General features: G+C 58.2%; 11 protein-coding genes and 1 tRNA gene. 1 reads left to right on the forward strand and 11 read right to left on the reverse strand.

Going from position 1 to position 11914, the window contains the following annotated elements; all coding sequences use genetic code 11:
* Positions 1-3: 3 nt before the first annotated feature.
* The 9 genes from AC1ENN_RS08065 to AC1ENN_RS08105 all read right to left on the reverse strand — a co-directional run bounded on the left by AC1ENN_RS08065 (position 4) and on the right by AC1ENN_RS08105 (position 8002).
* Complete coding sequence (locus AC1ENN_RS08065; protein WP_480405799.1) at positions 4-285, reverse strand: AzlC family ABC transporter permease; 282 nt, start codon at positions 283-285, stop codon at positions 4-6.
* A complete protein-coding gene (locus tag AC1ENN_RS08070) occupies positions 285-947 on the reverse strand; it encodes a response regulator transcription factor (RefSeq protein ID WP_480405800.1) in 663 nt (220 codons plus the stop codon). Before AC1ENN_RS08070 ends, AC1ENN_RS08065 begins: the two co-directional genes overlap by 1 nt.
* Positions 944-2179, reverse strand: coding sequence for a sensor histidine kinase (locus tag AC1ENN_RS08075; protein WP_480405801.1), 1236 nt, complete (start codon positions 2177-2179; stop codon positions 944-946). The genes AC1ENN_RS08070 and AC1ENN_RS08075 overlap by 4 nt, the downstream gene beginning before the upstream one ends.
* A gap of 134 nt (positions 2180-2313) precedes the next feature.
* Positions 2314-2386 (reverse strand) — tRNA-Asn (locus tag AC1ENN_RS08080).
* Between the two features lie 51 nt (positions 2387-2437).
* Positions 2438-3460, reverse strand: coding sequence for a lactonase family protein (locus AC1ENN_RS08085; RefSeq protein WP_480405802.1), 1023 nt, complete (start codon positions 3458-3460; stop codon positions 2438-2440).
* Positions 3447-4268 (reverse strand): ATP-binding cassette domain-containing protein, encoded by an 822-nt coding sequence (locus tag AC1ENN_RS08090; RefSeq protein ID WP_449646842.1) that lies wholly within the window; start codon positions 4266-4268, stop codon positions 3447-3449. The genes AC1ENN_RS08085 and AC1ENN_RS08090 overlap by 14 nt, the downstream gene beginning before the upstream one ends.
* 1 nt (position 4269) lies before the next feature.
* The gene (locus AC1ENN_RS08095; RefSeq protein ID WP_449646843.1) at positions 4270-5949 is read right to left on the reverse strand and encodes an ABC transporter ATP-binding protein; all 1680 of its coding nucleotides are present in this window, start codon (positions 5947-5949) and stop codon (positions 4270-4272) included.
* Positions 5946-6974, reverse strand: coding sequence for an ABC transporter permease (locus AC1ENN_RS08100; RefSeq protein WP_449646844.1), 1029 nt, complete (start codon positions 6972-6974; stop codon positions 5946-5948). Before AC1ENN_RS08100 ends, AC1ENN_RS08095 begins: the two co-directional genes overlap by 4 nt.
* 2 nt (positions 6975-6976) lie before the next feature.
* The gene (locus tag AC1ENN_RS08105) at positions 6977-8002 is read right to left on the reverse strand and encodes an ABC transporter permease (protein WP_449648178.1); all 1026 of its coding nucleotides are present in this window, start codon (positions 8000-8002) and stop codon (positions 6977-6979) included.
* Between AC1ENN_RS08105 and AC1ENN_RS08110 the strand changes: the two genes are divergently transcribed.
* Positions 7994-8095, forward strand: a complete 102-nt coding sequence (locus tag AC1ENN_RS08110) for a hypothetical protein (protein ID WP_449648179.1) — start codon at positions 7994-7996, stop codon at positions 8093-8095. The two genes, AC1ENN_RS08105 and AC1ENN_RS08110, sit on opposite strands and share 9 nt — an antisense overlap.
* 85 nt (positions 8096-8180) lie before the next feature.
* On the opposite strand, the gene AC1ENN_RS08115 is transcribed toward AC1ENN_RS08110, so the two are convergent.
* Positions 8181-9806, reverse strand: coding sequence for an ABC transporter substrate-binding protein (locus AC1ENN_RS08115; RefSeq protein ID WP_449646845.1), 1626 nt, complete (start codon positions 9804-9806; stop codon positions 8181-8183).
* Positions 9807-9966: 160 nt separating this feature from the next.
* Positions 9967-11901 (reverse strand): DNA primase, encoded by a 1935-nt coding sequence (dnaG, locus tag AC1ENN_RS08120; protein ID WP_480405803.1) that lies wholly within the window; start codon positions 11899-11901, stop codon positions 9967-9969.
* Positions 11902-11914: the final 13 nt, after the last annotated feature.

Raw genomic sequence — 11914 nt, forward strand, 5'->3', positions numbered from 1 at the left:
CCCTTAGCGCATAGAGAGAATTGCGTGTTCCGAGCAATACAGCGCTCGCAATAGCTGCACCTCCCGCTGAGGCTCCCCGGTCGCCAACACCCCAACCAGCGCGAATTGGGAGCCGCCAGAGAACATCAGCAGACTCAGCACACAGGTTTGCCAGACATCCAAGCCGGCGGCGACGGAGAGCGCACCAAACGAGACCCCGTAGGCGGCAACCGCGAGCCCCACTGCAAAGCTCGATCGGATTGCCGCGGCAACGTCTGGCGATCGCTGACGTGCACGTGCGGCCACTATGCACGCCCCGAAGAAACCAGCCCGGTTTCGTAGGCGATCACCACCAGTTGAACGCGGTCGCGCGCCATGAGCTTGGACATGATTCGCGAAACGTGGGTCTTGGCCGTCAGCGGACTCAAAAAAAGTTTCTCGCCAATTTCGGCGTTCGTGAGGCCCTGACCAACGAGAGAAAGAACTTCACGCTCCCGCACAGTGATTGCGGTCAGGATGCTCGCGTCGACCGCCACGGAAGAACTGCCAGCAAATCGGGCAAGCAGTCGCTTCGTGACTCCGGGGCTCAGAAGAGCATCGCCCGCCGCCACTACGCGCACCGCACGGATCAACTCCACCGGCTCAGTATCTTTGACCAAAAATCCGCTCGCTCCGGCCCTGATGGCGCGCGCAACATACTCGTCGACCTCAAATGTCGTCACGACCACGATGCGGGTCGCTGCGAGCTCAGGGAAGGTGGCGATTTGCTCAGTAGCCCACAGCCCATCACCGTCGGGCATCCGGATATCCATGAGAACAACATCGGGGCGCTCACGACGCACAACGTCAATAACATCGGTGCCGGTAGCGGCCTCGCCAACCACCTCGATGTCGTCTTCGGCGTTCAAAAGGCTGCGGAATCCGGCACGAATCAGTTGCTGATCGTCAGCAACAACAACACGAATCATGCGGATGCCAGTCGACGCGGAATGCGCGCCGTCACGAGGGCGCCACCAGATTCGGATTCGCCAAGCTGAAGCTTCCCACCGAGGAGGTCAGCTCGTTCTCGCATGCCAAGCAAACCTCGCCCCTCGTTGTCGACAGTGCTGTCAAATCCATCACCGTTGTCGGCAATTGTAACGAGGTAGTCGCCGTCGTCGTAGCCGACGTTCACGCTCACATCCGTCGCATTCGCATGGCGAGCAATATTTGTCAGCGACTCTTGCACAATTCGATAGAGCGCCAATTGCACCGCTGGGGGCGTCTCTGCAGACACGTCACACCTGAGGCTCACCGCGAGGCCCTGCGATCGCACCGAGTCCGCCAAATGGTTCAGTCGCGATAGGTCAGGCTCTGGCACCGGCGGCACAGCGGCACCGGTGAAGGAATCATCGTCGTCATTTTCCGTGCGGAGCATCCCCAGCAGCGATCGCACTTCGTCGAGCGCCTCTTTGCTTGAGCTTTTGATACTCGCAAGGGCAGCCTCTGCCTGTTCGGGTTGTTTGTGCATGAGGTGAAGACCAACCCCAGCCTGCACATTGATTTGGCTGAGGGAATGAGCCAACACGTCATGCAGTTCTCGGGCAATGCGAACGCGTTCTGCGCGCAACTCTGACTCACGTCGATCAGCGAAAGCTTGCTGAAACTGCAGAATGTGTTCTCCGCGTCGACGATGGGATTCGGCAAAACCGAGCACCAAGAGCAGCCCGAGAGTCGTCGCAATGACGCGTGGCGGTTCCAGAGCGATGCCCACTAGCAATCCTGCCAAGAGCGTTGCTTCCCACACGACGATCATCGAGATCCAGGTCCACGAACGGGCTCCTCGAGAGATCGCGATCACAATGGCAAAAGCCAACGCCAAGTAGGGCGGCGAGACGACGGAGTAACCGATAAGAAAGTCTGCAGCGGCAGCAGCCGAGATCAGCGCAACTATCGGTCCAGGATGCCGCCGAATCCAGATCAGCAGGACCGGTCCGACGACGGCGAGAAGGATGAGGGCGACACTCGACCCATCAAAATTGCCCGGGCGCGAAACACCAACCAGCGTAATCGGCACTTGAACAATCAGGGAAATAGCGACCGGCACCCACTGACGCAAGAGGATGGACCGTCGTGACTCTGGGTAACCAAAGCGCTGCCCCCGCGCGATCGCATCTACCATCGCGCTGGCTGTGCGAGACGGTCGATCGGATGAATGCATGCCTTGATGCTAGTTGCCGACCGACACACGCACATCGGCTCAGCGGCGCACCCGCGGCTACTCCCGGTGGAGTAGTAGCCACCCGCTCCGGAATGCACAAAGTCCCGGCCACCTTAGTGGCCGGGACTCATAAGCTCCTCGACTTGGACTCGAACCAAGAACCTACCGGTTAACAGCCGATTGCTCTGCCAATTGAGCTATCGAGGATCGCTGTGCAACGGAACTACTTTAGCAAAGGATTGAGCACATCAAAAACCATCAGGCGATTCGAGCGAGGTATGTCGGCGAAAGAACCCGGGTTGGCGGGGCTATCAGCTTCGGGATTCCGTTGTCATCAATGCGAAAACTAGCAACGGAGTGCGAAAACTGGTTGCTCACATGCAAGATGTTGTCGTCCATGACGATGTGACGTGGCCAGTCCCCCTCGCACGATACGGCGGTGAGAGGTGCAACACTGCGACCATCTTCCGCAATCGTGAGCACGGCGATGAGGTTGCTGCGTCGCACGCCTACATAGGCGTGACGGCCGTCGGCGGAAATAGCGATTGCTGACGCGTGATCGCCCTCGACCGCGCCCGGCAGCGCGATTGCGCACAGCTGGTGAAGTTCGCGATCGCGCCATTCAAATACGAGAAAACCAAGCCCAAGTTCTCCGAGAACATAAAAGAGGTTGCCGGGGCGAGCCACAATGTCGCGGGGGCCGAATCCTGCGGGTAGCACGACCTCATCCACCTGATTGAGAGTGAAGTCGCTGTACTCGAAAATTCTGATGCGGTCAGCGCCAAGATCGAGGCTGAGGAGGGTCGACTCGTCGACGAAAAGAGACGAGTGGGCGTGCGGCCCCTCCTGTTGCGGTCGCGGACCTGTACCGGCCGTTTCTTGCACGTAGCGCGCATCGAGAGCACTTGAGTGCGCGGTCCGCTCGAGGACACCCAGCGTTCCCGTTCCATAATTGGCGGCGACAATCACGGAGTCGCGCACCGTGAGATGACACGGATACTGGCCGCCGCTAGAAGTCGTCGTTGCGTCGCTCAAGGTCTCCCCGTCACGACGGAACGCCGCAATCTCGCCTGAGCCCTCCAGCGTGGAGTACACAGCGTCGCCAGCGACAACCAGAAACGAGGCAGACAAAACAGAAGCGGCAACGTGAGAAAACTCTAGCGACCCATCCGCCCGACTTCGCATCACCGAAATCCCTTCGGATTCGCACTCCATATCTGGCCCAAAGCCGCCAACCAGCCAGGTCGAAGGGGAATGTTGGGTCAGGTTAGTGCTGATCACTTTTGAGCTCCACAAGCGAATTGGCTAGTCCCTGCACATACGGATGCCACGGGTCGGACAAAACTTCGTCAAGTTCACCAATACCGACCAGGATTCCGCGGTGCATGACCGCAATGTTGGTTGATATTCGGCGAACAGCCGCAAGATCAGCGGTCACGAGAAGGGCCGAGAATTCGCGATCGTGCTGGAGGTCAACGATGAGATCAAGAATGGCGGCGCGAACATTAACGTCGATGCCGGCAGTAGGGTCATCGGCAACGAGCAACTGCGGCTCAAGGATCATTGCTCGCGCTATAGCAACACGTTGCCGCTGCCCTTTGCTCAGCTCGTAGGGGTAACGATTCATTACGGCCAGCGGTAACCGAACGGTGTCAATCAGCGTGGCTACGGCTTCGGCTGCTTCACGCTGATTGAAACGGCGGTCACGCACAAAAATCGGTTCCGCAATGTTCTCGCCAACTGTGAGCCGACCGTTGAGGTGGTTGCCGGCATCCTGCGGTAAATAGCCCACGCGCAGGCTCAGATGATCTCGCTTGCGACGGCTGACCGACCGAAGCTCGGTGCCCATAACGGTCAGCTCACCGCCGCTAAACAGCGGCGAACCGTAGGCGCCAGTCTCGGCCTGGAGGGCAACAGCCTTGGCGAGAGTGCTCTTGCCAGAGCCACTCTCGCCAACGACAGTCAAAACTTCACCCGCAGCGATCTCAAAACTCAGGCCATTGACGGCAACCGAACGTGTTTCTGGGTTGCGCGACGGGTAGCGCAATGACAAGTCACGCGCGCTCACTGTTGCCTGAGTAGAAGTCACCTCAATAATCTACGGCAGTCAGCGACCTCAGTGCTTCGCGACGCTCAGCTTGTTCCCGAGGATCAGGAACCGGAAGCGATGCAAGCAAGCGCTGGGTGTACGGATGTTGCGGATTTCCCAGCACATCAGAGCCAACGCCCTCCTCAACAAGTTGCCCCTTGTAGAGCACAGCGATTCGGTCAGAAAGCATGTCGACAACGGCGAGATCGTGGCTGATAAACAGCGCCGCGAACCCGAGATCGCGCTGAAGGTCAGCGAACAACTCAAGAACCTTCGCTTGCACCGACACGTCGAGCGCACTCGTCGGTTCGTCGGCAATCAGCAGTCGAGGGCGCAAAGCCAATGAACGAGCGAGGCTGGCGCGTTGACGTTGGCCACCGCTCAGTTCGTGTGGATAGCGATCACCGAATGCACGCGGCAATTGCACCGCTTCGAGAAGTTCATTCACCCGACCGCGGGCATCTTTGGCATCCTGAGCCTTACCGTGAACGATCAGCGGCTCGGCTACGCACTCGGCGATGGTCAGGAGTGGGTTGAAGCTCGATGCCGGGTCCTGGAAGACGAAACCGATATCGCTGCGGACCGGCCGAAAGTTGCGCTCCTTGAAGTGCAACATCTCGTGACCAAGAACCTGCAGCGAACCACCCGTGACCTTGTTGAGACCGCCAATGGCGCGCCCAATCGTGGTCTTGCCCGATCCACTCTCGCCAACAAGACCAAGAACTTCACCGGGAGAGATGCTGAAGCTCACACCATCAACCGCGCGGAATGCAGGCTGACCGAAACGACCAGGAAACGAGATCCGCAGATCTTTCGCGACGACGACAGGTTCGACCTGAGAGTCGCCCCCCGCATCCTTACGGTCAACGACGCGAGCGGCAGCGCGCGCAGCACCGGTTCCGACGCGAGGAACGGCAGCAAGAAGCTTCTGGGTATACGGGTGCTTCGCAGAGTCAAAGAGTTCCTGTGCCGGAGCCTCTTCAACGAGCTTGCCCTGATACATCACTGCAACACGGTCAGCAAGGTCCGCGACGATACCCATGTTGTGGGTAATCAGGATTATTGCAGCACCAAATTCGTCCCGGCACAGGCGAAGCAGGTCAAGAATTTCTGCCTGCACTGTGACATCCAGCGCCGTAGTTGGCTCGTCGGCAACAATCAGCTCCGGCTCGAGCACGAGTGCCATTGCAATAACCACTCGCTGTTTCTGCCCACCAGAGAACTGGTGGGGGTAGTAGTCGACGCGCTTCTCTGGCTCAGGAATTCCGACCTTGCGAAGAATCTCAATCGCCTTGACGCGAGCCTGCTTTTTGTTCACCTTGCCGTGAGCGCGGAGGCCTTCGGCAATCTGCCACCCGACCGTGAAAACCGGGTTGAGAGCAAGTGACGGCTCTTGGAAGACCATGGCGACATCGACACCGCGCAATTCGCGAAGTCGCTTGCCAGACATCCCGACGACGTCTTTGCCATTGAGCAGGATTGCACCACGCGCAACAGCGGTCTCGGGAAGCAGCCCGAGTACGGACTTTGCCGTAACGCTCTTTCCACTTCCGCTCTCGCCGACGATCGCCAGAACTTCGCCAGGAGCAAGCGTCAGAGAGACGTCGTCTACAGCTTTTACATCTCCGCCATCAGTGGCGAAGGTCACTTCGAGATTCTTGATCTCAACAATGTCGCTCATGAGCGAGCCTCCAAAGGATCCATCGTTGTCTCATCGCCATCAAGATCAACCGTGTTCAGAGCGGAAGTCTCGAGGATAGGCGCTGACTGTTCGGCACGACGACGTGTGCGCAGTCGGGGATCCGCGAGGTCGTTCAGGCTCTCTCCCACCAGAGTGATTCCCAGCACGACGAGCACGATAGCCAAGCCGGGGAACAGCGACGTCCACCAGATACCGCTCGTGACATCCGAAATCGACTTGTTGAGGTCATAACCCCACTCCGCCGCGGCAGAAGGCTCAATGCCGAAGCCAAGGAAGCCGAGGCCCGCCAGCGTCAGAATTGCTTCCGAACTGTTGAGCGTGAAGATGAGCGGTAACGTGCGAGTGGCATTGCGGAACACGTGACGGAACATGATGCGAGGTGTACTCGCACCCAGAACCTTTGCCGACTCCACATACGCTTCTGATTTGATTCGCACCGTTTCTGCTCGAATCACCCGGAAGTACTGCGGAATATAGACAACCGTGATTGAGATGGCCGCAGCGAATACACCGCCCCAGAAACTCGAACGACCACCGCTAATGGCAATTGCCGCAACAATCGCGAGCAACAGCGTAGGAAACGCATAAACGGCGTCGGAGATGACAACCAAGACGCGGTCGAGCCAACTGCCCAAGTAGCCAGAGACCAAGCCAAGGAGCACCCCGGCGAAGATCGACAATGCGACCGCGACCACGATCACCAGCACCGCAGTCCGCGATCCCCAGATCACGCGAGAAAGCACATCGTAGCCACCAACAGTGGTGCCAAGAATGTGCTCACCACCCGGAGGAACCTGAGCACCAAAGGTGCCGTCATCGTCACGCAATTGCGAGAACCCATAGGGCGCAAGCAAGGGCGCGAACAGGGCAGTAAACAGGAAGATTCCCGTCAAGATCAGACCAGCAACGAGCATCCCGCGCTGGAGGCCCACCGCCTGACGAACCTGATGGACGACGGGCAAACGCCGCCAAATACGTACGAACCGTGAGGGTGTTGTATTCATGATCAGTACCTCACTCTCGGGTCGATGATCGCCGCAATTATGTCGACAATGAAGTTGGTAAGAGCCACGATGACCGCCAGCAGAACCACAATTCCCTGCACAGCAACGAAGTCACGGGCGCCCAAGTACTCGACGAGCTTGAAGCCAAGACCCTTCCACTCGAACGTGGTCTCCGTCAGCACCGCGCCTCCAAGCAAGAGTGCGATCTGCAGACCGATCACCGTGATGATCGGGATAAGCGCTGGCTTGTATGCGTGCTTGCGCACGAGACGGAACTCACTCACACCACGTGAGCGGGCGGCATCCACATAGTCCATCGACAACGAGCCGATGACGTTGGTGCGCACGAGACGCATGAAGATGCCAGCAGTGAGCAGACCGAGCGCTAGGCCGGGCAGCACCGCATGCGACAGCACATCTCCGATTGCGGCTGGGCTGCCAAGCCGGAACGCATCGATAATGTAAATGCCCGACTTGTTGTCGAGAGTGCTGAGCTGCAATTCAGTGCGAGTGGATGCGCGGCCGGCAACAGGCAACACCTTGAGCCACACAGCGAAGACCAGCTTGAGCAGCAGCCCCGCGAAGAAGACCGGGGTGGCGTAGGCGAGGATCGCGGCAACACGCAGCACTGCGTCTGGCCACTTGTCGCGGAAGTACGCCGCAACCATTCCCAGCGGAATACCCACAATCAGTGCAACGAGAATCGCGTAGGCCGCGAGTTCTAACGTGGCGCTTCCATACGTCACGAGCAGCTCTGAGACCGGGCGACCGTCGGTGATCGCCGTGCCGAAGTTACCGGTAAAGATCTGACCCAAGTACTCGAAGTATTGAACCAAGATCGGGCGGTCGTAGCCGGCAGAACTAATGCGCTCTGCAAGCTGAGCGGCCGTCAGGCGGCCACCAAGTGCCGCCGTAATGGGATCACCGATCGACCGCATCAGCACGAACACCATCGTTACGAGGATGAACACGGTCGGGAAAATTAGCAAAAATCGAACGATAAGAAAACGAGCGAGAGGATTTGTGATCCCCCGAGGACGCCTAGTGGGCGTTGGAGACGGTGCCGGATCAATCACGGCGGAAGCAGACTGCGACATACCTACCTATCGTGCAGAGGATGAAGACGAGGAGGTGACCCACATTGTGTGTGGGCCACCCCCTGTTCGTCACAACGTTAGACAAAGGTCTAACTAGAGCGAAATGCCCCTATTTTGCCAAGCTACCGTAACGGAACTTGAACGAACCATCGAGCGTAGCTCCGGTAACGTCCTTGCCAGTCACAGCGATCTGCGCTCCCTGAAGGAACGGAACGGTTGACAGCTGAGCCGCAACCTTCGCCTGGATTTCCTCGATCATTCCCTCACGCGTGGCAGGGTCGAGTTCGGTTGCTTGAGCAACGATCAGATCGTTGACTTCAGCATCCGCGTAGTGGTTTCCGAGGAAGTTACCATCACCGAAGAACGGGGTCAGGTAGTTGTCAGCATCGGAGTAGTCAGGGAACCAACCCAGCTGGTAAGCGGGGTAAGCATCTGCCGTGCGCTCCTTGGCGTACGTAACCCACTCAGTCGACTGCAGGTTGACGTCGAAGATACCGTCAGCTTCGAGCTGGCTCTCAACAAGCGCGTACTCGTCACCCGAGGACTCACCGTAGTGGTCTGGGTTGTACTGCAGGTTGAGTGTCACAGGAGTTTCCACTCCGGCATCAGCAAGACGCTTCTTCGCTGCGTCGACGCTCGGTCCACCTTCACCATCGCCGTAGAGGTCCTTGAGAACCTCGGTTGCACCGGTGAGTCCGTCAGGAACGTAGGAGTACAGGGGCAGGTAGGTGCCCTTGTAAACCTGGTCAGAGATTTCCTGACGGTTGATGAGGTCAGCGACGGCTCCACGAACAGCAAGCGACTTCGCGGCGTCAGCCTCAGGAGTCGCAGCACCGAACGGCTGGGTGTCGAAGTTGAACACGATGTAGCGGATCTCTCCACCGGGGCCAACGACGACATTGACGTTGTCATTGCCCTCGAGGTCAGCGACGTCCGTTGCCGAAAGGCTACGGTGCGCGACATCAATGTTTCCCTCTTGAACATCGAGCTTCAGGTTCGAAGCATCGGTGTAGTACTTAAGAGTGATGCTGTCGGTCTTCGCAGCGCCAAGAACACCCTGGTAGTCAGGGTTGGCCTTGAAAGCAACAATGTTGTTGAAGTCATAGCTGTCGATGACGTACTGGCCGGCGAAGGCCATGCCATCAACGATGTCAGCATCGGGAGTAACGGAGTCAGCCGAGAACACCTCTTCGTCAACGATCGGCGCAGCAGGGCTCGACAGAATCTGTGCGAACGTCTGGTCGTTGCCGTTCTTCAAGTGGAAGACCACGGTGGTGTCGTCAACGGCGTCAACGCTGTCAATGTTGCCGAGAAGAACCGAAGGTCCATTTTCGTCATTGATTGCGACCTGGCGGTCGAAGCTGAACTTCACGTCAGAAGACGTCAAGTCATTGCCATTAGCGAATTTCAAGCCCGACTTGAGCACAACCGTGTACTCATCATCGCTCGTGTACTCAGCAGATTCTGCAATGTCAGGTTCAACATCGGAAGTGCCGAGCGGCGAGTTGAGCAGGAACGGGAAAACCTGGTTCATTAGTGCAAACGAACCGTTGTCGTACGAACCGGCCGGGTCGAGGAACGTGACCTTGTCAGTCGTGCCCACGATAAGCGACTCAGAACCGCCACCGCCGGAGGAATCTCCCCCAGCTTGGCAGCCAGTCAAAGCGAGCGCGAACGCTGCTGAACCGGCAACTACAGCAAGGACTCGCTTGCTGTTCTTGGATGCGGATGTCATATCCGTCTACCTCTTCCTGTTGCGTGCAGAAAATGCGACGGCGCGTTTGTAGGCGCCGCGCATCGTAGTTCACCAATGGAAACACAAATTGGCCGGCAAGCACTACGTTGTTGGTACCCAAATGAACGATATTTACACGAACGCAACCAAGCGAGGAAAACTAGGAGTCTTCGCGCAGGGCACGACGCTCTGCTTCGATCCTCATCAGGTCACGCTGGGTCTGCACATAACGCTCAGGATCACTCTCCCGGTCCATGCGCTGAAGCACGCCGAGAAGCTCCCGCTTTTGGCGCAAAAGGTCGCGCTCAACCAGATCGGTCGTGATCTGAACGCAATACACCGGGATGCGTTCTTCACGCTCAGGAATCGGCGCGACACTCAATTGCTTCACAAAGGTCGAGAACGACTGCGGAACCTCATCGGCAACCGCCGAAGCCCAACCAGGTAGTAGCGCTCGATCCACCAGCGAAGCGATCGCATCCCGCACAACAGCGAGGGTGTTGTCGGCAAACGAAATCTGAGTCAGTTTGCGGATGAGTTCGTCACCAACGACATCCGGATGCTGCAGTACTGCCATCAGCGCATCGCGCTCCAACCGCGTGGTTGCGTCTGTTTTCAGGCTCATGATCGACGGGCCCTGCTCCTGAGGAGGTTCGCCAGACGGAGCAGCGGAGCCAGCGCCATTGCGTGCGTTCGAACTCTCCGGTGCACTCTCACCAGCACGCGAATTTGTCGCAGCGGTCGCCGAAGCAGCGCTCGGCGCCTGACGCTTCGCCGATGTCACCGCACTCTGAACTTCGCTCGGTTCCATCCCCAGCCAACCCGCAACGCTGCGCACATAGCCAACACCAAGCGCTTGATCCCGAATCCCCGCCACTACAGGAGCTGCAGCCCGCAGCGCAGCCACGCGACCCTCGACAGTCTCAAGGTCATGAACAGCCAACTCGCGGCGGATCTTGAACTCAAACATGGGCTTGCGCGTGCTCACGAGGCGACGCACTGCGCCATCCCCCTTCTTGAGCCTCAAATCGCAGGGATCAAGACCGTCAGAGGCAACAGCAACAAAAGTTTGTGCAGCGAAGCGGTGTTCCTCAGCGAACGCGCGGTTCGCCGCTTTCTGGCCAGCCTCATCCGGGTCGAAGGTGAAAATCACTTCGCCGGTAGCTGTGGTGTCTGCGTTGTCGTAGTCGCCGATCATCCGACGCACAATCTTGATGTGGTCAACGCCAAAAGCGGTGCCACAGGTAGCAACGGCGGTCGTCACTCCGGCAAGATGGCAGGCCATGACATCGGTGTAGCCCTCAACAACCACGATCTGCTTGCTGCGCGAGATGTCTTTTTTGGCAAGATCGAGACCGTAGAGCACCTGGCTCTTGTGATAAACGGGAGTTTCGGGAGTATTCAGATACTTGGGGCCCTTGTCTTCGTCGAGAAGCCGACGCGCACCAAAACCGAGAGTCTGGCCGGTGACATCGCGAATGGGCCACACCAGTCGCCCCCGGAACCTGTCGTAGTAGTCGCCGCGCTCCCCCTTGCCAATGAGCCCAGCGATGACGAGCTCATCCGAGGTAAACCCCAATGAGTTCAGGTGCTTCGCGAGAACGCCGCCACGAGGAGCGAAACCAATGCCAAAGCGCTCGGCTGCCGACTGATCGAAACCACGTTCACCCAAGAACGTGCGCCCCGGTGCCGCTTCTGGAGTTGACAACTGGGCAACGAAGAAGTCGGATGCCGCCTGATTAGCAGCAAGAATGCGGGCACGATTGCCGTGATCAGTTGCAGCGCCGCCGTCCTCATAGTGAAGTTCATAGCTGATCCGGCCAGCGAGGCGCTCAACTGCTTCGGAGAAGGAGACATGGTCCATGCGCTGCAGGAACGTGAAAACGTCACCGCCTTCTCCACAACCAAAGCAGTGGTAGAAACCGACCTGAGGCCGAACATGAAAACTGGGGCTGCGCTCTTCGTGAAAAGGGCACAATCCCTTCATCGAACCGGAACCAGCACTCTTGAGAGCGACGTAGTCGCCAACAATGTCGGCGAGATTGGTGCGCGAACGCACCTCGTCGATATCGCTTCTCTTGATAAGGCCAGCCACAATCGTAATTGTA

It is taken from the genome of Rhodoglobus sp. G.S.23, assembly GCF_056675935.1.

Excerpts from the sequence above, each read along its gene's own strand:
- AC1ENN_RS08115 (WP_449646845.1), bottom strand. The coding sequence starts at position 9,806 with ATGACATCCGCATCCAAGAACAGCAAGCGAGTCCTTGCTGTAGTTGCC.
- AC1ENN_RS08095 (WP_449646843.1), bottom strand. The coding sequence starts at position 5,949 with ATGAGCGACATTGTTGAGATCAAGAATCTCGAAGTGACCTTCGCCACT.
- AC1ENN_RS08070 (WP_480405800.1), bottom strand. The coding sequence starts at position 947 with ATGATTCGTGTTGTTGTTGCTGACGATCAGCAACTGATTCGTGCCGGA.
- AC1ENN_RS08100 (WP_449646844.1), bottom strand. The coding sequence starts at position 6,974 with ATGAATACAACACCCTCACGGTTCGTACGTATTTGGCGGCGTTTGCCC.
- AC1ENN_RS08075 (WP_480405801.1), bottom strand. The coding sequence starts at position 2,179 with ATGCATTCATCCGATCGACCGTCTCGCACAGCCAGCGCGATGGTAGAT.